This is a genomic window from Niastella sp. OAS944 (genome assembly GCA_024809215.1).
In the GTDB taxonomy this organism is placed as follows: domain Bacteria; phylum Bacteroidota; class Bacteroidia; order Chitinophagales; family Chitinophagaceae; genus Niastella.
Genome location: JANUBW010000001.1, coordinates 1,883,462 through 1,906,883 on the forward strand (window position 1 = coordinate 1,883,462; position 23,422 = coordinate 1,906,883).

The window sequence follows — 23,422 nt, forward strand, 5'->3', positions numbered from 1 at the left end:
GATGGTTTGATTAGTTTCATCATTGATTCACCAGTATAAAATCCTTGAAGAAGGCCGCTTGTTCTACCGGGCCTTTTGAAACCAGGCCTATACGTACAGCCCTGTCCCACGGTGGCAGATATGAGATATCTGCCGCTTCATTATTCAGCTCATTAAATTTTACGCCATCGGTACTGTAGGTAAATGTAACCTGCGTATTGTTTTTTACCTGAGCCCTTATGTTTACGTTTGAAGGTCTCAAAATTTCTTTTTCAGCAATAACCTGCACTTCATCTTTACGCACCTGTATCAACCGAATGGTGTTGCTGTCAATTACCGTATATAAAATGTTTTTATCGTCCCCTATTAAAGCAAGCCCGGCCTGTGCAGTAGAGTTCTTTTGCACAGTAACGGCGGCATAATAGTTACCGGCTAAAATAGATTGGCCAATGTAGGCGCCGGAGGTGGAGGGAAGGGCGTGCAGTTTTAAGGTATTGTTTGCAATATTGTATTGTACATTTTTATAAATGCTCCAATGCCAGTTGCCCGACAGTGTTTGGTTGGAAAAACGATCAACCACTTTTTCGGTCTTTTTTATTTTACCATAATCATTACCATTCAGGAACCGCACCCATCCATCTTCGGTAAACTCAAACTCGTTTAGTAAACCTTGCCGGCCACCGTATGCACCCGTGTTTGTGCTATATGCATGGTAAAGAAAATAATGCCGGCCATTCTTTTGAACGGGTGTTCCATGACCGGGGCATTTCCATTCTGTATTGGCCGCCATCACCGGGTTTTGCGTATATTTTTCCCAGGGGCCAAGCAAATTTTTAGCTCTTGCAATACCGGTCCCATAACTACAACTTCTACCACAGCAGGCGGCTGCCGCATAAAACGCATAATAGTAATCGTTATGCTTTATGATCGAAACGCCTTCTACCAGGCCTTTTTCCCAGGGCACATCGCCACGAAAAAGTTCCTTCTTCTCACCCACCAGGGCCGTTCTGTCTTCCTTTATTTCTGCCGCCCAAATTGGTGTGGGTTTGCCAACACTGTTCCCATCTTCTTTCCATATCAGGTATAGCTTTCCATGCTCATCGCGCATGGGAAAAGCATCTATTGAACCATAGTCCTGGCACATAAGCGGGCCAAGGTCTGTGTATGGGCCTTCTGGTTTATCGGCAACAGCAACGGCAACACAAAGATTTCCGCCTTTTTTATGCGCTGTATAATACATGTATACTTTACCATTATCATACGAAATTTCGGGCGCCCAGAGGTAATAGTCGGCCCAGGCAGGCATTTTTGTAAACACATGACCGGCAGGTTTCCAGTTTACAAGATCGGTGGAGCGGTATAAAGGAAAAGCGGGGAACCAGTTTGAGGTAGTTCCTACTGCCCAATATTCATTACCAATTTTAACTACCGAAGGATCGGGATGATCGCCAGGCAGTACAAGCTGCTGGCCATTACCGCTGAAAATACACAGGAGTAACATCAATGACAAAAACAATCGCATAACCAAAATAAAGCCACCCGTGGCAAATACTTTGTTCAACATTTTGCCGAATTGTACCAAACCGGCACAATTCCTTTTTCAAATGAGTAGTATTTATAATTTCCATTTTTATATATTTGAATGCGGGAATATGCGCTTGCTGTATAACATCATTACTTCAGTATTATCGTTGCTGCTTGTCGCGTCCTCGTCCTTTGGTCAATATTATTTTAAACAATACCAGGTGGATGATGGGCTGGGGCACAATGCAGTAACCTCTATTATTCAAGACAACAAAGGACTGATTTGGATAGGCACCCGCGACGGCATTAATCGCTTTGACGGATACACTTTCAAAACCTGCGAATACAAAAAAAACAAGTTTGGCCGCATAGGAAATAATGTAATAAATTCTATTGCAGAAGATAAAAATGGGATGATATGGGCGGGAACAGGTAAAGGCCTCTTTAAATATGATCCCTACCAGGAACTTTTTTTTGAACTGGAACAAGCGCCTAAAGAATATACCAGCAATCTTCTTATCGACAAAAATAACGACCTGTGGTGCCTGGTAAATTTTTCATTATGCAAATACACCGCTGCTAAAAACAGGTTCGAAAACCTGAAAACTACAGCTTCCTGTATTGCATTTGATGCTGACATGAATTTGTGGCTGGGCGATAATGATGGCAATATTCAAATTTACGATCCACAAAAAACAAATGCGCCCATCAGGATCGTTGATAAAAGCCTTCCCGATAACGCCCGTTCAATAAGCAAAATATACCCGGTTGGCAAGAACGAATTACTCATAGGCTGTTTTAAACAGGGCCTGAAAAGCTACAACATACAAACCGGTAAAGTAAGCTCGCTCTCCCTACGCACCGACAAAAGCGACATCTACGTTCGCGATATTGCTGTTGACAATGACGGCCAATACTGGATCGCCACCGAATCGGGCATCTATATTTATGACCCGGTACATCATGTAAGCAAGAACCTGGTAAAACAACCCGGCTCGCCTTACGCCATCACCGATAATGCGGTTTATACCCTTTGCCGTGACAACCGCGGCGGTATGTGGACCGGTACTTATTTCGGCGGTATTAATTATTGCTCCAAAGACAATTCAAGGTTTGAAAAGTTCTACCCAATACCCGGCATCAATTCGCTATCGGGTGAAGCTGTACGCGAAATATCGGCCGACAGCAATAATAATTTATGGATCGGAACCGAAGATGCAGGCATCAATAAGCTGAATTTAAAGACCGGCAAGATCACTAACTACATTCCTTCGGGAAAAAAACGCTCCATTTCTTACCCCAATGTTCATGGCCTGCTTGCATGGAACAACCAGTTATTTATTGGTCCGTTCTTTCATGGCATGGAAATAATGGATATACCCACCGGGGCCATTACCGACCGCTTTAGATTTGTAGGCAGCAAGAACGACCTGCTCAGTGATTTTGTAATTTGCATTTACAGAACGAAGGATGATCACTTGTTAGTTGGTACCGCGTATCATGGCTCCGGCTTATTTGAATACGACACCCTGCATAAAACATTTAAACGCATTTCACAGATTCCTTATAATTCTTACGTGTTTGATATTTTTGAGGATTCAAAAGGAAATATCTGGACGGGAAGCGTTAACCAGGGCGCATTTTATTATAACCCTAAAACAGGTGCACATGGTAACTTTCGGTTTGGCGACACAGTGAACGGACAAAACACCAATGAATTTGCGGTATATAATATTTTTGAAGGTCACGATCATACACTGTGGTTTGCAACTACCGGTGGCGGGTTAATAAAACTAAGTGCCGATTGGAAGAGCACCAGAAGATATACTACCGAAGACGGTATGCCAACGAATGTACTGTATGGCATACTGGAAGATGATAGCGGCCAGTTGTGGATCAGTTCACTTAAAGGCCTTATACGCTTCAATATGGCTACCTCGGCCATAAAAGTGTATACGCGGGCAAATGGCCTGATAACGGACCAGTTCAATTATAATTCGGCGTACCGGCATACAGATGGAAAAATGTATTTTGGTTCGGTAAAAGGCATGATCGCTTTTGACCCGGCCTCATTCGATCAGAAAGAACCCAGTCCGCCCACTTATATTACCGGTTTCCAGATCGACAATAAAGAAGTGGTCCCCGATTCGGCCAACAGTCCGCTCAAAAGATCTATTCTTTATACCGATACTATAGTTCTTGACTACGATCAAAGCAGTTTCAGTATTGAATTTGCAGCGCTGAATTTTTCTTCGCCCGAAGTAACAAGATATAAATACTTAATGAAGGGACTCGATAAATCGTGGACCTACCTCAGCACTAACCGTAAGGCCTATTTTACCGATCTTAGTCATGGTAATTATGAATTTATTGTTCAGGCCGAAAGTAATATCGGTAGCTGGGTGGGCAAGGAACGCAAACTGTTTATCAAAATTTTGCCGCCCTTCTGGAAAAGCAATACGGCATATGTTTTATATATTCTGCTATTGGTTACAGCCATATATTTTGCTACCCGTTTATATCGTCAATATCTCGAAAAAAAGAACCTGCGTAAACTGCAATTGTTCGAACTTGAAAAAGAAAAGGAAATATACCAGGCAAAAATTGAGTTCTTTACCAATATCACGCATGAAATACAAACCCCGCTTACACTTATTGCCGGGCCAATAGAGTGGCTGAAGAAAAAATTCAGCAAGGATCCCGAGATCAATAAAACAATTACGATAGCTGAAAAAAATACCAACCGCCTGGTAGAATTAACCAGCCAACTACTTGATTTCCGAAAGACCGAGGCCAGCCAGTTTAGCCTGAACTTTGTAAAAACCGATATTGTTGCCGTTATAACCGATATTGTATCTGGCTTTAAAGTACAGGCCGCTTCCAATAATATTACACTGAATATGGAATTGCCCGCCACTCATTTTATGGCTTATGTTGACAGGGAAGCATTTATTAAAATAAGTACGAATATGGTATCGAATGCTATAAAATATGCTGCAACCAACGCTACCATTCACATAGGTACAGTAGAACCTTCGGCCGATTATTTCACCATTCATTTTATAAATGATGGAAAAGCCATTCCCGAAGAATTCAGACACCGGATCTTTGAGCCCTTTGTAAGGGTCCGTGGCAATAGTAAACCCGGAACAGGTATAGGTTTGTCGATTGCCAAATCGCTAACAGAACTACATAATGGATCGTTACAATTAATTTCAGGCGAGCAAGATTTAATTAAATTTGAATTGCAGATGCCTATACACCAAAAATTTGAGTTTCAATTAAGCAGCTGGAAAAAGATAGAGTAATATGACAGATAGCATCCTTATTATTGATGACAACGAAGACATGCTGGAGTTCTTATCGGTAGTTTTAGGCGATACCTATAAACTGTACCTTGCCGCTAATGGAGAGGTTGCCCAAACTATTTTAGATAATGAAGTGATCAACCTGATCGTATCTGACATTATGATGCCGGGTATCGACGGGTTTGAATTATGCCGCCGCATTAAAAGCAATGTGGAATACTGCCATATTCCCATTATCCTGTTAACCTCAAAGAATACTTACGCAGCTCATATAGAAGGATTGGAAGTAGGTGCAGATGCATATATACAAAAGCCTTTTTCATCGGAATTGTTACAGGTGCAGATTGCCAACCTGCTGAAGAACCGCCGAAAGATAAAAGATCATTTTGCCAGTTCGCCATTTGATGATGTGGGTGTAATGGCGCATTCAAAAACGGATGAAGCTTTTCTAAAAAAACTTGATGAATATATAAAGCTCAATATAAAAGACCCCAATATCGACATAGATATGCTGGCCGAGCATATGTATATGAGCCGTACTACATTTTATCGCAAAATAAAATCGCTTTCATCCTTATCGCCAAAAGAACTGATTGATATAACGCGGCTGAAAAAAGCTGCCGGGCTGATTGCTGAAAATGAATTTTCATTATTCGAGATCTCAAAAAAAGTGGGTTATAGCTCGCAAAGTCTTTTCACCCGCAACTTTCAAAAGTATTTTAAGATGTCGCCTGTTGAGTATTTTCAGTCGTTGCCAAGGAAATAAAAAACCTTCCCCGAATGCATGGAGGAAGGTGCTGGCCTTTTTCATTTTTTGCCCGGTAACCATCGTTTGTCATGTTTATTATATACTGCACTTTCGGAAATATGTGCAGATTTTCCCATTTGATATAGGTTAAACTTTCTGAATGGTCCTGTAAAATTACCAGCCAGGAGCGGGTTTTGCGAGGTTGTAGACGATTTGTAGACGCAGCCTATTCAGCAATTGAGCTATTTTTGAATGGATTTAATATAATTAACACATGACAAATAAAATTTTCTTTGCCAAAAGCGATAGCCCTAAAATGATCAAGGCATTTACCGATGCTCAAAACACCTTTAAATATTTATGGCGGGAATTGAGTTGGGAATACCGCAGAATTGTGCCGGCGTTGGAAGTAGCCTGTGTGAAAGTCGCTTTTTCTGAACAGATAGACCCGGATGAAGAGCCTACGGTAGAACACATGTGGATCAATGATATTATGTTCGACGGCGAAGTAATAAAAGGTACCCTGATCAATACGCCCGGTGAACTTACCAATATTGAAAACGGCGATGAGGTTACCATACCGTTAAATCAGATCAGCGACTGGCTTTTTGCAACCCAGGGAAAAACATATGGTGGTTTTACCATACAGGCCATGCGTTCAGATATGAACAAAGCGGCGCGAGCGGAACATGACGAGGCCTGGGGCTTGGATTTTGGCGACTATAATGACATATTATTAGTGTACGAACAAAAAGAACATCCTGAGAATTTGATCGACCACCCCATGTCCAGAAACACGAAAGAAAAGCTGGAAGAGTTTATCAAAGAGTATCCTGGGGAATTAACAGCTGCAGATGAATTTGGTTATTCGATACTTCATAAAGAGACAATTGCCGGTAATTTGACGTCGGTAGAAGTTTTATTATCATTGGGAGCCGATAAAACCCAAAAAACTATTTACGGAAAAACAGCTTTAGACCTTGCCAGGCAGCTGGAATGGGAGCATATTGTAGCATTACTCGAGAAATAAACATGTAACGCAAACCTATGACAGAAACAATAAAATACAAAGGACTCTACAAAGACAGTTTTGGATCATTGGAAATCGATATAGAAAATGATTTTAACATGTTGTCGATGACAATTGACGGAGTTGAATTTTGTGGTCCCGAATTTTCTGACATGGCTATTCTTAATAAGGCTAAATATTCCAATGAGCAACTTAAAAGATTTACATTTCATCCATTACGTGTTTATCAAACAAACAATATTTTAGAATCACTTTGTAATTGTTCATTGGAAATAGTTTTTCCGCAGGTGATCATTGATAAATTAAATCATGCTGAGTTTTATACAAACTTAAAAATTGAATATTCTTTGGGGAATGTAAGACCCGTACCGGGGACTGGGATCGAGCATGAGAAAGTGAAGCTTACGTTAACAATAGACGACAAATTATATACAGGAGAAGGCGACTACATTGAAATAGCCTTCAATCAAATTCGCGACCAGTTTGCAGACAAATTACAATTTAAAAATTGTTATGGTTGCATGTATGGAGATTATAGCGTTTATGGACAAAGTAGTTTTGGGTCAATGCTTTGCTTTTTGACCCAAAAAGAGAGATACAGTAAAGTGACCACCAAAGATGAGTATATGGAACTTGATAATGCAGACAGACAAGTGCAGGAAATATACTGTTGTGACCAATTTGAGATAAGGAAATGTGGGGCTGGTTATCGTGGGTGACAGTATTAGAAATAATAAAGGATGAACCCCGGCGGTACCGCCGGGGTTGCTTTTTATCGTTGTATTAATTATTCAAGCACCATTACAAATCCACCATTTGCATTCATGGTAATATTACAGTTCTTTTGATTTGCGGCATTAAGATTGTTCATCGAAAATAATTCACTGTTGGTTCCATCTGTGATCAGCGTTGCCTTGCCTTTCTTAAATGCAGTAATGTCAAGGCTGAGCTTCCTTTCATTTTTATCGCCATTAATACCCGCAATGTACCACCGGCTACCGCTTCGTCTGGCAATGACGGCATATTGCCCCGGATAGCCTTCCAAAAATTTTACATCGTCCCAATTGTCAGGAAGCTTTCTTAAAAACGCTTTCACCTCATTGGGTACCTGCACCATTCCTTCAGGCGCCTGAGCATAATGTTGTATGCCTGATAAGAATAATACCGAAAGGGCCAGTTCAAAGGCGGGCGTGGTTTTTCTGGTACAATTAGACGATGTAAGTCCGGTAAGGTTCATAGGTGTAAAATCCATGGGGTCGAATGCGTTTCGCGTGAACGGCAACATAGCGCAATGGTTGGCCTGCTTATCGGCTGCACTCTGGTCAAATGTCACCATCTCCATTCCATATATTGCTTCGGCTGTCATAAGATGAGGATATGTTCTTTGCCAGCCTCTTGGCAATGTAGCACCATGAAAATTTACAAGCAACTTATATTTGGCAGCATCATTCAAAATGTCAACGTAATATTTGATCATGCTCTGGCCATCTCCGCCGAAGAAATCGATCTTTACACCTTTGATGCCCATTGCCTGCAGCCGGCTGAATTCTTTTTCTCTTCCTTCGCTGGTAAGCAATACATCTTTAGGATGATACGCTACCGTGTTCCAGTCACCTGCAGAATTGTACCATAACAGCAATCCAACATTCTTTTGTTTTGCATACGCCGACAGTTCAGCTACTTTGTCGTATCCTATTTTAGTATCCCAGTCTGCATCTATGAGGCAATATTGCCAGTGCATGTCAGCGGCATAATCAATATATTTTTTTTGTTCATTGTATGTAATGTTGTCATCCTTGCTATTGATCCAACTCCAGCTGGCTTTACCGGGTTTTACAAAAGAGGCATCCTTTAACACAGCAGTTGGCGACAGATCGGTACCCAGGGTTGATTCTGCAATGGTTTTCAAACTTCCCATTGTTATAATACGCCAGGGTGTAAGCCAGGCCTTATTGTTTTCGGGTAAATAGCCACCGCCTGTAAACACTTCCCGCGGATCGGCAAAGCCTATTGAATAAACAGCCGAAGCTGAATCATTGATCAACCTGGTGCCGCAATAAGTACCATCAAGCGCCGCTTCGGTGATCAATACCCAGGTATTATTAGTTTTAAATAAAGCAGGGTATACCCAACCTGACTTTAACGGCGATACCGTGCCGGCGGAAATGTTCTGCAAATAATGTTCTTCATAAGAGGGATGACAACGCTGCCAACCAGTTTTTGCTTCACTCATGGGTTGCAACCAGGCTTTCGTTTCCTTGTCGAATGCAAATGAGGAACGTTCTTCAACTATGGTTTCTTTATTTTTTATCCAGGGAAAAGAATACCGGAAAGCCGCTCCGTCGTTGGATAACCTGAAAATGAGGTCCATTTTTTTCTGTTCTTCATTAGCAAAAGACAACACTAATTGATTGGCCTGGTAAAGAATGCTGCTTTTTTTTGCATTCTTAGTTTGATAGTTATCTGTTATACGTTCCGGTTTTGATGAGCTTACCAGTTTCATGCCATGGGTAAAATTATGCCCCTTCATCATAACACCTAAAGCCGAAGGTTGAATGACGTTAACGCCGGACCGTTGTACACTGTATTGTATTTCACCCGAAGCTGATAAGGATACATGCAGTACAATGGATTTGTTAGGACTTTCCAGTTTCGCTACCTGTTGTGCCTGCGCAGCCAGATTAGTGATGGCAATAACTGATGCAATCGTTGCAGATATGAGTTTCCTGATAAACATTATGGTTGTTTTATGAGAAGTCTTTTATGGGAAGCAAAATTAACAGCTGGTCACTGAAAACAGCGCATCCAAATGTTACAAATCGGGTATCGAAATGTTTACATTTTTTGTTTTGAGGCTTGCCGGCTTCAAATCCGACGATGTAGCCGTCAATATAATATCCCCGGGCTCCTGCGTTGTTTGGATGATCACCTGCGCCAGGCCGTTGAAGAGTTTTCGCTTCCAGGTTCCGGCAGGTATAACAAGCTGAATCAAACCGGGATCGGTGTTCACATTGTCCCACTCATATTGCTTTGGGATGGGCGTAGCCACTATGGCAATTACATTTTTGCCAGGCCGCAGCATGCTTGCATGTAACCGGTAACCAGCCGCGGTTTCATGTTCTTTTTGGCTGCGTGCAATTTCTTTACCATTTATGTAAAGCGATTGTTCACGGCCAATATTTTTATAAAACAACGTAATGGTTGATGAATCATACTTTTGTGGAAGCATAAAGCTGCCCCGATATACATAAGCCTTCGCCAGCTTTTTATAATCCCGGTCTTTGAAAGCCTCTTTCCAGTTTGTATCATCTACCGCCAAACCTGTTTCGTTCGTAACATCCATACTATCAACAGCTTTCTCTTTCAGATCTTCGATCCTGATAGTTTGAAGCGTTTCAATGAACCTGTCTTTTTCAAGCGATGTGGGATCGCCGTTACCGACGCCAATTATTTTACCAGGTCCCTGAACAGAAAAACTAATTTCGTTATCTGCCGTTGGCACGGCAAGACTGTTTTTATCGATCGCTTGCACCGTAACAATGGCTATGTCGTTACAACCTGCTGTAAGTGAAACCTTGTGACCGGTTAACCGTATTGATTCAGGTTCTGCAGTCGTTTGAACCACATCGGTCAGCAGCTTTTTTCCGGCTTTGTATCCAACTGCTTCCAGTTTACCGGGCGTATAAGCTACTGTCCATTCGAGGTGTCCATTGATTGTCATTTTTTTTCTTCCAAGGCTCTTTTTATTCAGGAAGAGTTCTACTTCGTCGCAATTGCTGTAAGCCCACACATCGATCTTTTTTCCCTCCTGCCCTTTCCAGTTCCAGTGTGGCAGCAGGTGCAAAACGGGTTGTTTTCCCCACCATGACCTCAAATACCAGGCATTATCTTTTGGAAAACCACAATTATCCAACATGCCGAAATAAGATGTAACAGAAGGCCAGCCGTATGGAGTTGGTTCACCCCGGTAGTCAAAACCGGTCCAGATAAACATTCCGGCGAGGTATGGCCTTTCTGCATAAAACCTCCACCCTTCTTCAATGCTATAAAAAGTTGATCGCGGCTTTCGATCATAAGCTGCCTGATAATGCTTGTTATCGTCGGTTATATAAATACCTCTTGTGGCAAAGGTTGACCCTTCTTCTGTACCCATGCCAGGCTGGTTTGGAAACCGCTTCCGATGCGCATCAATATCACCATTACCAAGGTAATTAAAGCCCATTACCTGCAACACATTGGAAATACCGCTGCGGAAACCTCCACTGATGCCTGCTGTTGCAGGGCGTGTACTATCTATACTATTGGCATAAGCCTGCAAGGTTGCAGCTATGCGTTCACCGGTAATATTGTTCTCAATGGCCCATTCTTCATTTCCAACCGACCAGCTGATCACAGAAGGATGGTTGCGGTCGCGAACGATCATTCGCTTCAGTTCATTCAACCCATCGGCTGTGGCACGCATCAACCGGTTCTCATCGAGCACCAACATACCTAACCGGTCACAGGCATCTAACAATTCGGGCGTGGGCGGATGATGCGAACAGCGGTAAGCGTTAGCTCCAAGGTCTTTGAGGGTTTTAATGCGCCAGTACTGCAATTCGTCGGGTATGGCAGTACCAACGCCCGCATGGTCCTGGTGATTATTGGTGCCTTTCAGTTTCACCTGCTTTCCATTCAGGAAAAAACCTGCTGAGGCGTCAAAGCGAATCGTGCGAATGCCAAAGGTAGTTTGGTACAGATCTATTGAATCTCCCCTTTCTTTAATGCTGGTAACCAGCCTGTACAAATAAGGAGCATCAATATCCCACAGCTTTGCATCATTTACAGAAAGATGCGTACTGATCTCCCTGGTTTGAAAAGGCGCCAGCGAAACAGCGGTATTTGTTTTAGTGGTAATAATTTTTCCTTCAGCATCGAAAATGGTTTGTATCACATCAATGGTCTTGCTTTCTTTTGCTTCATTGATAACATCTGTTTTAACGCTCACCACTGCGTTCTGCCCCTGTACCTGCGAGGTAACGAATGTACCATTCGCCGCTACATGCACGGGCGCCGTTTTAGTAAGCCAAACATGGCGATAAATACCAGCTCCTTCATAAAACCAGCCTTCTTCCATAGTTGCATCCACCCGTACCGCAATCACATTATTGCCGCCATAGTTCAATACATCAGTGATATCATATTGGAAACTACTATATCCGCTTTGTTCTGTACCGAGGTAATGCCCATTTACCCACACGATGGAATTGCGGAAAACACCATCAAAAACAATTGACAGCCGCTTACCAACATCAGCAGCTGGTATTGTAAATGTTTTTCGATACCAGCCAACACTTCGCTCAGGGAACGCCCGGCCAATGGCTTTGAACCCATGACTAAAGCTGGCATCGGGACTAAACTTCTGTTCAACCGCCCAATCATGTGGCAGATCCAGCTTACGCCATGCGCGATCATCAAAACCCGATGCGGCAGCTCCATCTCCGGAACCGGCCTTGGCTAAATAAGAAAAATAAGCTGTACCTGTACCAAAGTCCGCCTTAACATCATATGGATGACCAAAAGCAAAACGCCAGTCATGGTCCATTGACAAACGTTCTCTTTTCACTTCTTTTTGCTGTGAATAGGTATCTAAAACGGAAAGACTAAAGAGTATTAGTAAAAAAAGGTTCTTATAATAATTCATACATGAATATACTATGCAAAAAACTGGGAATGCTTCGCTGGAAGCATCCCCAATAAGTGGTAAAATATCTGTTATTTAACGATCAGCTTCCTGGTGAAACTAAGACCTTTCGAATTTATTCTCACATGATAAAGCCCTGCCTTTAACCGCGCATCTATCTCTATTCTGTTATTGCCTTTAGCCACTTTTTCATAGATCATTCTGCCCAGGTTATCATAAATTTTCACGACCGCATTGTCCACGATCTCCGGAAGAAGGATGGTAAACCTTCCCGCATTGGCCGGATTCGGATACAGGCTAATAGCATGCTCACTCATGTTGACTTGCGTTGACATTCTGGCGCCGCCTGCTCCCGGAATGAACGGAGAGAGATAGTTTCCGGCGATCACCTGTTGTGTAATGCCGGGGCCCTGCCAGGCTACCGCTATATTATCGCCACCACTGCCTTCCTTATGAAGCACTTCAATATAGTATTTCTGTCCGGCAACCAGGTTAATTGTAGCAGACTGTTGTGTGCTGTATTTATTCCATTCTCTCGAATTCGTCCAGCCGTTTACGTAGGCAATCCTTGTTGCACTGGCCGGGTTGTCGCTGGTGCTCAGGTATAATTCAGTGTTGTCATCGCCCGCTACCCAGAAGGTGTAGCTGCCGCTTGCAGTAGGATGAATATAGCCGCGGATCCTGGTCCCATAGTTATCTGCCCAGTTTGTGGGCGCTTCGAAGCTGGTGAGCTGGCCGCTACCCGAAGGATTGTTGGGATAATTGCTATTGGAGGTGAGGCTACTAATTGCAGTTCCGCTGATACCTGTCCAGTATTCTCTTAGTATGGAGCCTGTAACGGTAACGGTAAACGTCTGCGTACTTTGGCATCCGCCGCTATTGGTATAGGTGGCCACATAGTTCCCGGCCTGGTTCACCTGGATATTTGAAATACCTGCCTCACGCGTAGTAGCACTAAAATTATTCGGGCCGCTCCAGCTCCACGAACCACCCGTTACAGGTTGGGGGCCAAACAGCACACTGCCACCGGCAGCTAAAGAACCACTTGCTGTCTGCTGCCAGCTTCCACCATTAAGCTGTACATACGGGGTAATGGTAGAAGGTGTACAGGTAGCAGGCTCCCAGTAAATCAACCCTCTTCCGCCGTTGGAGGCCATATATACCCTTCCGGCCACGTTCATGTCGCCGACGAGCAATGGCGCGCCTGCGAATTGATGGGCGTCATCATTTATCTTGAGCCAGGTAGCACCCTGGTCTGTTGATCTGAAAAGGCCCGTTACGCCCGACACCGTTCCCCAGATGAAAACAGTAGGATAGGCAGCTCCGGGCATCGCTTTTCCTATGCCAACCGTTTTGCAATAAGTTACATTGGAAAGATTCGTATAAGCCACTCCGGCATTGGTAGAATATCTCAATCCATTGCCGCCGAGCGGCACCCATACATGTCCTTCAAAGCCTGGCACTGTACGGATCCAGGTTGTTTCCCAGGGATAATTCGCCGTTGTGCTACCCGGTGTACCTGCTACTGAAAAACTAACTCCTTTATTGGTGCTCCGGAGCATTTGTCCGTTGGTAGGATTATAGATATAGAAATTGTTAGCATTTACCTGGTCAGCCACAGGAATAGCATCTCCAAATGAAACACCCGAACAAGCCGACCAGTTTGATCCGTTGTTGGTGGTATAGTAGGTTGTTGTTGAACGGTAGGGACAGTGCAGGATAGTGCCGCCATCAGCGCTGATGCCTACCTTTCCATCATTACCCATATTCGTGGCGCATCCCGTCCAGGTAGCGCCCTTATCGTTGGAATAGTAAACAACGTTTCCTCCGTTAGAAGCTCTTACTACCCTGTTTGTGTTGCCGGCCGCATAAGCAATGCTCTGGTTATTCCCGTCTGTAGGAGAAAGTCTTACCTGCGGAAAAGCAGTGAGCGGCTCATGCACAAAGCCTGTTACGTCGCCAAAAGAGGTGATCACCGAGCCTCCGGGAATACTTATCGCGTCAAGTAATGCGGTTTCTTCAATGCCAACCACATCATATTTCCAGGAAGTATTCGTAGCTGTAATATCAGAACATGTATACACGCCGCCTCCCCCTATTACGCGCACCTTATTAAGATTGGCCTGATCAAATTCAATGCAGTCCATCCAGTTAACTGCGCCACAGCAAGACCAGCCCATGCCGTTAGCATCATAGGTGGCATTGGTGCCATTCTTTAGTGTCCAGGTCGTTCCACCATCGGTGGTGAGGAAAATATAGTCTCCCCAGCCGGTACCAAACTGGTTGTTAGTATAACTGCCACAAGAAGAAACTATCACCCTGTTTACATTAGTCGGGTCTATACTTACTCCGCCGTATGAATGGTCCTTCCAACTGGCAGGGGTAACGTTTGTCCACACACCGGTGGCCGTGTTGAGCTTATATAACTTTCCATTTCCATTAGGAGATTGCGGACCTTCATCTTCTGAATAGGTAACATACATAGTAGATCCCTGCAGGGCAGCCCGGTGTGGCATAAAATCGGTGGTGGGGGAAATATCGGTAAAGCTGGCGCCCCCGTTTGTACTCTTGTAGAGGGTTGCGCCACCGACGCGGGAAACACCGATGTAAATAGTTTGAGTTGCTCCATTCACTACGCTGCCTGAAGGATCAAAAAGCACAAAACAAATGCCGTTACCGTTGGTTGTGGTAGTTACACCGCTCCAGGTCTGGCTCCAGGTAACGCCGGCATCTGTACTCTTCCACAATCCGTTCGCCCTTGTGCCACAGAATAGTATATTACTGTTTTTTGGGTCAACTGCCAATCGTTCACCGTTACCGCGCCCACTTCCATTTCCATGCACTTTAAACGTATTGGTTAGGTCTGTATAAGTAAAAGTATTTCCTTTATCGGTGGACTTTAAGATAGCAGACTTTCCGTTGCCAACATAATTGGTTCCGCAGAGCATATAAACATTATTTGCATTCTGCGGATCAAGCGCCAGGGCTTCCACGCCATAAAGGTCACTTTGTGAATCGCCAAGCCAATCGAGCAATTGAACCCATTTGTTATTGACGGCATCCCAGCGGTAAGCGCCGCCCACATCGGTACGGCAATACCTGTCGCCAGTTGTTTTGTGGGTGATGATCCCCGTTACAAAGCCGCCACCGCCAATAGGAGCATGCTTAAAGACATAGCCGGGGGTTTGCGAGTATAAGTTAATGGACATAACCAGTCCGGAAACAAAAAGTACTGCTACTTTTAGTTTACATAGTGATAGTAATTTTTTTTTCATAAAGTTTCAATCGTTTAATTTTTATCAAAATATCTCTATTTGGCTCCTGCCAAAAGAGCGTCAATCGTACGCTGATCTTTTACTATAAGGGTTTTTCTATCCAAAGCGGCGCCTATATCCCACCAGAAAGGTTTTATTCCACGTGCCAATGCCTCTTTCGTTGTAAAGTTTATCCAATAGTCCACCGAAGCGTTATGCAGGGCAAGCTCTTTGGGAACATGAGCGTTATTATCACGTCTGTAAGCGCCATACTCGCCCATGATCACCGGAATTCCTTTATCAACAAATTTTGTCTTCATTCTATTGTAGTCAGCAATCTGATCGTTCTCTTCTCCGTAGGTAGCATTACGGTCAGGCTCAATGGTTGAATGATACCCATTGCCCCAGTAGTAAGCCATTTTACCCCAGCTCACGTCCTCATTCAGAAAACAAAACTGTGATGGCATATAATTATGCACTTCTACCATCAGGCGGTTGGCCACCGGATCTTTAGGAAGTGTATTCATCAGATCAGCTGTCAATGTGGCGTTTGTATTCGGCCCCTGAACAATAAGGACGCGGTGACTGTTCCTTCCGCCTGTAGCACGAACGGCATTTACGAACGTTTGGTGGTATGATGCCAGCACGGCCATCTTCTCCTCATTATCAGCAGCCGGTTCATTAGCGCTGGCAAACATAAGATGCTCATCAAAGTCGCGCATGTTGGTAGCGATCTGTTCCCATAATGCTTTTTGTTTAGCATTGACTGAATCCTGCTTTAGTTGAGTGATATTATTCTCCAGCCAGCCACCGTCCCAATGAATATTCAGCATAACATACAAGCCGTTATTGACACAATAACCAACAACCTCTTTAACTCTGTTCATCCAGCTTTGATCTATGTGTGCAGTGGCTTTGTTATCAAGGTGCGTATTCCATGCACACGGAATGCGGATAGCAGTAAAGCCCAATTGCTTTACTGTTCTCACATACGACTCGGTGATCAGCGGGTTGCCCCATGCGGTTTCACCGCCGATAGCTTCCATTGTATTACCAATGTTCCAGCCCAGTTTGAATTTGGCAGCCAGTTGTACAGCGGTGCTCATTCCTGCTGAATCAGGCGCTTTGGGCGATGTGTTATAAGATGGATACCCACCACCGGTGGCAAAAGTATCCGATGGTGAAGCGGCGCGCTCCGGAGCAAGCGCATTGCCATTTTTATGACAGTTTGTAAAAATCAGTACGGCAATAACAAGCCTTATTATTTTGGCCCTGGAGATAAAAAATCCGGAAACAAAAGTTGATATATCCTTTTGTTTACATAGTGTAGGTAATATTTTCATAAAGCAATCCTTCTGGTAGTTATATGCCGTAAAACTACCGGGATGTTCTTTGAGCGAGGGACCTCAAATGTTGCAGATTATGGCCCGAAATGTTACAGACCAGATGACTGCATGGAAATCAATCAACTGCAAGATCCGGTGCTAATGAGATCAGCAACAAAGAAAACAAAACAGATATTATTGTAAAACCGGATTTGAAATAGCTAAAAGGGACTTTTCGATGAGATCACGAAAAGTCCCGGCGGGTAATCTGTTTATTGTTGTTTTATAAAGCTTATAATTTCGCTGCCGGCATGAATGTAATACTGCCCTGTGGCAAGCCCAGTGATATCTATTGCATTTGATAAAGTGCTGCCGGAAGATCGCAATGAAATCGTTTTTACCATGCGCCCCATTCCATCAATTATTTTAAACGATACGGCTCCTGTTGGCATCTGTAACTGAACATTCACCACATCTTTAACCGGGTTAGGAAAGATGGTAATAGATGCATTTTTATCGTAACGTATGGGTACCATTTTGCTGTAGGAATAATCGCCGTTACCGGCTAATGAAACATTTTATACCCCATCTGCTTCTATATATTTATAATCCTATTAAGATCTATTGCATAGGCACCAACGACGCAGCAAACCCACCCCTGCGAAGCAACTTTACATCAACAGAACCTGATTGATCTACAACCAGGTATTGCGTTGCAAAAGCTTTATCGTGCTTTCCATCAGCTATCAAAGTGAGTTTATATTTTACCCCATCAGGTAAAAAATCGAATTTTACGGTTTTGGTTTTTTCTTTTTGCTCTCCATTGATGCCGCCTATATACCAATCATTTCCTTTGCGGCGGGCCATGATCACCTCCTTACCGGGATAACCATCCAGCAATTTGATATCATCCCAGGCATTGGGCACATGCTTTAAAAATGTTTTGGCGGCGTCGGGAAGCTCATAATAGCCTTCGGGCCGGTCGGCCATGTGTTGCATGCCCGATTCAAACAATACACTTAATGCCAGTTCATGCCCATACGAAGTAATATGCGGGTATTGCGAATTGGTAAATGTAACAGGGGTATAGTCCATTGGGCCAACTACGTTGCGGGTGAAAGGTAGAGTGGCATTATGTTCAGGAGCAGGGAGCGTAAAGTCAGGCGTGTTGTTGTACCACTCGGCGCCACGCACGGCTTCGTGCGTCATGAGGTTGGGATAGGTTCTTTCCCACCCTCTTGGCACAATGCAGCCATGAAAGTAAACCATCATTTCAAATTGAGCTGCATCTTCTAATATGTCCAAATAATATTTGATCATATCCTGCTTCTCACTTTCGAAGAAATCGACCTTCACGCCGGCAAATCCCAGTTTTTTCAGCTTCGTAAATTCCTCCACCCGGTTTTGGTGCGTAAGCATCCGGTCGCGGGGTGTGGCAGTAACATAAGTATGCGGTCCGCCTGAATTGTACCAGATCAAGGGCTTTATGCCTTTTGAGGTGATATACTTTACCGCATCTTCCAGCCTACCCCCATTACCCATTGCATCCCATTCCCAATCGAGCAATGTATAAGGCCAGCCCATTTCGGCAGCGAGATCGGCAAACTCACAAACAGTTTTATAATCTTTGGTGCCATGATTGCTCGCCCAATAATTCCATGAGGCTATTCCGGGTTTTATCCAGCTTGTATTTTTTATAACTGATGGCTCAGCAACATCATTCACTAAAGTAGACGCCACTATATCGGCAAGTGTTCCCATAACGATCACCCGCCAGGGCGATTTCCAGGGAAGCGTTATAGCAGGTGTGGACTCTCCCAGTCCTCTTCCATCTTTTGGATCTGGAAAGGTGAGTTTGTATTTCTCAGCATCAGCGGCATTGCTTAATTTGGTACCGCAGTAATTCCTGTTCACATCGGCTTCATGCAATAAGAACCAGCAATCATTATTTTCTGTATTAAAAAGCGCAGGGTAACCCCATTCGCCTGAAAGTGTTTTGTCCTTGTTCATTGCGGTATAAAGACCCTCGTTGGCAGCAGTCCATTTTTCCATCCATCGGGTGGTTTCTTTTGGAACAGCATAGGATGTCAATTCATCTTTAACGATAAATGATCCTTGTTTTTCAGGAAACTCATAACGAAAAACAAGGCCATCATTGTAAGCCCTGATGATGATATTGAGTTTTGCTTTCGTTGGATTTTCAAAAGAAACCACTACCTCATTTGCAGCGTTTTTGCAAACAGATCTTTTGCCGTGCAGCGCCGTGTATTCTTCCTTAATTAAAATTGGTTTTCCTGTTTTCAAAAATCTTAAGTCCTTTGAAAAATCCTGATCGCTGCGCGATAAACCTATATCAATACGGGGAATAGCTTCTGTAATTTTTCCATTGTTATTGAAAGATGCTTTTATATACCACTCGCCAACATCATTGCTTTGCTTATTATAAAGTTCTACAACGATCTTTTGATTGGGAGACTGAATAACTGCTTTTTGTGCAAGTATTATGCTGCTGAACGCTGAGAACAGCATTACAAGAACTAACTGACGCTTCATACTTTTGCCTGCTTCTTAAAATTTTACGACTACTTTTTTTCCTGTATAGTTGACTGGCTTATTTGCCTGGCTCGTTACAATCACAATGTTGAATTTTCTTTCATTAAGCATTCCCGGGAACGAACCATTTCTGTCGCTGATGGTCAAATTCCTTTTTGCATCGTCCCAGGTGAAAGTTATGGTTGAATAAACTCCCTTCTCATAATTGTAATTATCATTCTCATCTTCGTACAAAACAAATTTTCCGTTTGCGCCGGGATAGATCCTTATTTCAAGGTTGTCCCATTTTTTCTCTTCGGCATATTGAACAGAAGGGCCTACAGGAATTACAGAACCTGCTTTCACATAAAGAGGAATGATCTCGAGCGGCGTTTGCCTGCTCACTTTATTACCGCCTGAAAATCTTTCAGCAGTCCAGAAATCATACCAGTCAACACCTGCAGGCAAATAGGTTTCTTTTGACCCGGTGGCACTGAAGTCTTCTGCACCCGCCTTAACATACATTGCGTTGGTGACAGGACTTACCAGCAGCGATTTACCAAACATATATTCATCGTTAAGATCCAAAGCCTTTTTGTCTTTTGGGAAATCCATCACCAGCCCACGCATCATGCTCGATTGACTGGCTGTAATCTCCCATGAGGTAGAATAGATATAAGGCAATAAATGATAACGCAGGTTGATGTATTTTTCAATAGCATCGTAGTATTTGCTTCCTTTCTGTCCGAATTGATAAATTTCCCTTGGCGCATCTGCACCATGCGAACGCATCATGGGAGTGAAAGTTCCAAACTGCAGCCAGCGAACATATAATTCACGATACTCGGGGTCTTCCAGTTTTCTTTTAAATCTGTTAAGAAAGAATCCGCCTATATCGGCATTCCAATAAGGAATACCGGTAAGTGAGAAATTCAGACCTGCAGCAATCTGGTTCTTCAATGCACTCCATGACGAAGTTACATCACCCGACCAGGTATTAGCTCCATACCGTTGCTGGCCGGCAAATGCTGAACGCGTAAGGATAAACACCCTTTTGCCGGAATCAACTGCACGCTGGTGCGTTGACACGCCGCCGACAGTCATTAAAGGAAAGGCATTGCGAACTTTCCTGAATGACCCCAAATAAGTTTTATTATCAAAGTCTGACGGTTTCGGATTAAGATGATCTGGTTCCGATGAATCCATCCACCAGCCATCCAGCCCGAGCTTATACATTTCTGCCAAATATTTCCAGTAAATATCACGGGCGGCCGGATTGTAGGGATCATATACTCGAACACCAGAGGGATAATCACGTCTTACAGGCCATTTTTCAGAACCAGACTCGGGCCAGGTTGTAAAATTCATCAACGCCCCTATCTTATCCAACTCTTTGTATTGCTTGGTATGGGGGCCAAACGAATTCCAGATAGAAATGATCATGTGTGCCTTCATGTTGTGCACATCGCTCACCATCTTTTTGGGATCCGGGAATTCGGGATTTAAAAAATCCATGGCGTTCCACAAATAGTTGCTTCCCCAGTATTGCCAGTCCTGTATAATACCGTCAAGAGGCACGCCCAACTTTCGGTATTCCTTTACTACATCTACCAGTTCATCCTGGCTTTTATATCTTTCTTTGCTTTGCCAAAAGCCGTAGGTCCACAAGGGGAACATGGGCGCCTGCCCCGTCAGTTCACGCATACGTGCAATTACACCATCCGCATTACCGCCGTACATGAAATAATAATCAACACAATCGCCAACATCCGATTTAAATGATGTGCCTTCGGTATTATCAGTAAACACCGTGGGAGAATAATTATCCCAAAATACACCATACCCTTTTACTGATTGAAAAAATGGAATGTAATCATCGAGGTTTCCCTGCACCATGTTAAGGGTTACATTACGCTGACTCATTTTGCCCTGCTGCTGTTGACCAAGGCCATAAATGGGTTCATCGTTGTCCAGTGCAAATGATTGTTGAACGGTTAAAGTATTGTTGCCTGCATCATTGATGGGTGTGAACTTTACGCCGGACTGTTTTTCTTTCAGCAATAATTCACCATTTACTGATGAATAATTTATATCACCGGTTTTCAGGTTAAGCGCAACATTGAGTGTTGAACTTCTTAAATTTACTACATCACCCTGCTGCTTAACGTTGAACGTTGTTTTTTTAGGCTCTGTGATAACGGAAAGACTTTCTTTAATGAAACTGCGGCCCTCAGGCGATTTCAGCACTCTTACAATTGAAGGACCATAATATTGAATTTCGATGGCAGTGGAATTGATCACTGTTTTAATTCCAAGATCTGTTTTTTGAAAGGATTGTGCGTTACTGCTATTGTTAATGGATAAAGCAGTTAACAACAAAAAAATTATGCTCAATTTCATGATGGCCTTATAGTTTTACTTAAAGTGTTGTTATTGCAATCGGAGCTCAAAACTCAATCATTTTGCCCAAGCCTCGCCTTCCGGCGTACGCCTCCATTTGAAATAAGCATCCAATACTTCAAGCGATTTTGCACTGGGTACCGGCCCCATATGAGGCGTTTGATTGAAGTGCATCACTACAGGCACCTTATTACTGAATGCAGGCCAGTCGGGAAGTCCATTACCATTGGGATTACCATTCTTTGCAAAGTTCGTCCAGTAAGTGGCCATAGCATCAGCTATTTGCAAATCGCTTTTAGTTGTTTGCGGGTCCGATGCATTAAGATGTTTAAAAACATAGGCAACATCCTGCGCATGTGGTGAACCGTAACCATAACGGGGAGAACCAACAGGATAATCAGGATGCTGATCGAAGTAGTAATAATACACTTTCGATTTCCCGGTCTTTGATTGCAGCCTCGCCCAACTCCAGGTATGCCATCCAAATGCAGCATCACGACTTAAGTCTCTTGCCGTTTTGGGAACTGTAGTTGAATCAACCGGGTAAGCTTTTAAAAGATCGTTGGCAAATTTGCCATAACGTGTTTTTACGGCAGCGATGTAATCTGCAGGTGTTTTCGGCGGCGAAAAGCTGGCCCCTTCATCGGAGTTGTAGCCGATCATGATGGCAACATCATTAAATTTACCTGCTTCATATAACTTGTATTGGTCATCTGGTATCACCCATCCATCGATAATGGGCCATGCCAATCCGCGTATTACAGGAAGTTTGTCGGCATCGATCTTCCTCAGATCTGCAATGGAAGAAAATCCTGCATTCTTTACATAAGCTGCGCCTGCACTTTCGGCATCGTGGAGTTTTTTTAAATTCTCTCCGGGGAAAAGCGTGGTCCTTGGCGGTCCGAATGAACCACCGCTTTGTGAGATAGCGCCGCGAAACAATCCTTTTGCGAGTGGCGATGCACACAACATGCTAACGGCAATGCCGCCAGCAGATTCACCGAAAATGGTAACCTTAGCGGCATCGCCACCAAATGCAGCAATATTTTTCTGGACCCACTTAAGGCCGGCAATCATATCAAGCAAACCATAATTTCCTGAAACATGGTTTGAACTTTCCGCACTTAAACCAGGATGCGCTAAAAATCCCAGTTGACCAACACGATAAGCTATGCTTACAAACACCACTCCTTTATTCGCCAATTTTTCACCACTATAATTTACATCAGAAGTAGCGCCGCCGTTAAAACCACCACCATAGATCCATACAAGAACAGGCAGGTGTTCATTTGATGATTTGGCGGGTGACCATACATTCAGGTACAGGCAATCTTCGCTCTTACCCGAAGGCGGCGTCCATCCCTGTACCGGACCGGGAGCAAATTTCTTCGCCTGTAAAATGGTGTCCCATTTTTTTACAGGCTGCGGAGCGCGCCAACGCAAATCGCCAACCGGAGGCGAAGCAAAAGGAATACCTCTGTAAACAGTTAATCCATCTTCCATTGTTCCCTGAACCAAACCATCATCAAGTTTAATAGCGGCAGGTTGTTGCGCCACAACTACGCATGTGGAAAGTATTACCAGTAAGACAGGCAGTGATAATCTTTTTTTCATATGGATTTGCTTAAGGTCAATTTGC

13 protein-coding genes are annotated in these 23,422 nt (G+C 43.6%); 4 read left to right on the forward strand and 9 right to left on the reverse strand.

Going from position 1 to position 23,422, the window contains the following annotated elements; genetic code table 11:
- Positions 1-19: 19 nt before the first annotated feature.
- Complete coding sequence (locus GGD38_RS07385) at positions 20-1,543, reverse strand: family 43 glycosylhydrolase (RefSeq protein ID WP_375298651.1); 1,524 nt, start codon at positions 1,541-1,543, stop codon at positions 20-22.
- Between the two features lie 88 nt (positions 1,544-1,631).
- On the opposite strand from GGD38_RS07385, the gene GGD38_RS07390 reads away from it, so the two are divergent.
- From GGD38_RS07390 to GGD38_RS07405, 4 genes are all read left to right on the forward strand, one after another.
- Positions 1,632-4,811, forward strand: coding sequence for a two-component regulator propeller domain-containing protein (locus GGD38_RS07390; RefSeq protein ID WP_375298650.1), 3,180 nt, complete (start codon positions 1,632-1,634; stop codon positions 4,809-4,811).
- 1 nt (position 4,812) lies between these two features.
- Positions 4,813-5,577, forward strand: a complete 765-nt coding sequence (locus tag GGD38_RS07395; protein ID WP_375298649.1) for a response regulator — start codon at positions 4,813-4,815, stop codon at positions 5,575-5,577.
- Positions 5,578-5,833: 256 nt separating this feature from the next.
- On the forward strand, positions 5,834-6,589 hold the full coding sequence (locus GGD38_RS07400; RefSeq protein WP_375298648.1) for a DUF2314 domain-containing protein: 756 nt from the start codon (positions 5,834-5,836) through the stop codon (positions 6,587-6,589).
- A gap of 17 nt (positions 6,590-6,606) precedes the next feature.
- Positions 6,607-7,308 (forward strand): DUF6304 family protein, encoded by a 702-nt coding sequence (locus GGD38_RS07405; RefSeq protein ID WP_375298647.1) that lies wholly within the window; start codon positions 6,607-6,609, stop codon positions 7,306-7,308.
- 68 nt (positions 7,309-7,376) lie between these two features.
- On the opposite strand, the gene GGD38_RS07410 is transcribed toward GGD38_RS07405, so the two are convergent.
- The 8 genes from GGD38_RS07410 to GGD38_RS07445 form a co-directional block, all read right to left on the reverse strand.
- Entirely contained in the window at positions 7,377-9,326 is a 1,950-nt protein-coding gene (locus GGD38_RS07410) for a glycoside hydrolase family 97 catalytic domain-containing protein (RefSeq protein WP_375298646.1), read from the reverse strand.
- 75 nt (positions 9,327-9,401) lie between these two features.
- A complete protein-coding gene (gene galA / locus GGD38_RS07415; RefSeq protein WP_375298645.1) occupies positions 9,402-12,272 on the reverse strand; it encodes a beta-galactosidase GalA in 2,871 nt (956 codons plus the stop codon).
- A gap of 71 nt (positions 12,273-12,343) precedes the next feature.
- Positions 12,344-15,547 (reverse strand): T9SS type A sorting domain-containing protein, encoded by a 3,204-nt coding sequence (locus GGD38_RS07420; protein ID WP_375298644.1) that lies wholly within the window; start codon positions 15,545-15,547, stop codon positions 12,344-12,346.
- A gap of 35 nt (positions 15,548-15,582) precedes the next feature.
- On the reverse strand, positions 15,583-16,869 hold the full coding sequence (locus tag GGD38_RS07425; RefSeq protein ID WP_375298643.1) for a glycoside hydrolase family 5 protein: 1,287 nt from the start codon (positions 16,867-16,869) through the stop codon (positions 15,583-15,585).
- Between the two features lie 254 nt (positions 16,870-17,123).
- On the reverse strand, positions 17,124-17,387 hold the full coding sequence (locus GGD38_RS07430) for a T9SS type A sorting domain-containing protein (RefSeq protein WP_375298642.1): 264 nt from the start codon (positions 17,385-17,387) through the stop codon (positions 17,124-17,126).
- An 85-nt stretch (positions 17,388-17,472) separates the two neighbouring features.
- Positions 17,473-19,404 carry a glycoside hydrolase family 97 catalytic domain-containing protein gene (locus tag GGD38_RS07435; RefSeq protein WP_375298641.1) on the reverse strand — a complete coding sequence of 644 codons (1,932 nt, stop codon included), beginning with the start codon at positions 19,402-19,404 and terminating at the stop codon, positions 17,473-17,475.
- 15 nt (positions 19,405-19,419) lie between these two features.
- Entirely contained in the window at positions 19,420-21,783 is a 2,364-nt protein-coding gene (locus tag GGD38_RS07440) for a TIM-barrel domain-containing protein (RefSeq protein WP_375298640.1), read from the reverse strand.
- 57 nt (positions 21,784-21,840) lie between these two features.
- Entirely contained in the window at positions 21,841-23,397 is a 1,557-nt protein-coding gene (locus tag GGD38_RS07445) for a carboxylesterase/lipase family protein (protein ID WP_375298639.1), read from the reverse strand.
- Positions 23,398-23,422 lie beyond the last annotated feature (25 nt).

Bases quoted from the DNA above. Each gene is read 5' to 3' on its own strand.
- GGD38_RS07405 (WP_375298647.1), top strand. From the start codon at position 6,607: ATGACAGAAACAATAAAATACAAAGGACTCTACAAAGACAGTTTTGGA.
- GGD38_RS07420 (WP_375298644.1), bottom strand. From the start codon at position 15,547: ATGAAAAAAAAATTACTATCACTATGTAAACTAAAAGTAGCAGTACTT.
- GGD38_RS07430 (WP_375298642.1), bottom strand. From the start codon at position 17,387: ATGGTACCCATACGTTACGATAAAAATGCATCTATTACCATCTTTCCT.
- GGD38_RS07440 (WP_375298640.1), bottom strand. From the start codon at position 21,783: ATGAAATTGAGCATAATTTTTTTGTTGTTAACTGCTTTATCCATTAAC.
- GGD38_RS07425 (WP_375298643.1), bottom strand. From the start codon at position 16,869: ATGAAAATATTACCTACACTATGTAAACAAAAGGATATATCAACTTTT.
- GGD38_RS07395 (WP_375298649.1), top strand. From the start codon at position 4,813: ATGACAGATAGCATCCTTATTATTGATGACAACGAAGACATGCTGGAG.
- GGD38_RS07445 (WP_375298639.1), bottom strand. From the start codon at position 23,397: ATGAAAAAAAGATTATCACTGCCTGTCTTACTGGTAATACTTTCCACA.
- GGD38_RS07390 (WP_375298650.1), top strand. From the start codon at position 1,632: ATGCGCTTGCTGTATAACATCATTACTTCAGTATTATCGTTGCTGCTT.
- GGD38_RS07400 (WP_375298648.1), top strand. From the start codon at position 5,834: ATGACAAATAAAATTTTCTTTGCCAAAAGCGATAGCCCTAAAATGATC.
- galA (WP_375298645.1), bottom strand. From the start codon at position 12,272: ATGAATTATTATAAGAACCTTTTTTTACTAATACTCTTTAGTCTTTCC.
- GGD38_RS07410 (WP_375298646.1), bottom strand. From the start codon at position 9,326: ATGTTTATCAGGAAACTCATATCTGCAACGATTGCATCAGTTATTGCC.
- GGD38_RS07385 (WP_375298651.1), bottom strand. From the start codon at position 1,543: ATGTTGAACAAAGTATTTGCCACGGGTGGCTTTATTTTGGTTATGCGA.
- GGD38_RS07435 (WP_375298641.1), bottom strand. From the start codon at position 19,404: ATGAAGCGTCAGTTAGTTCTTGTAATGCTGTTCTCAGCGTTCAGCAGC.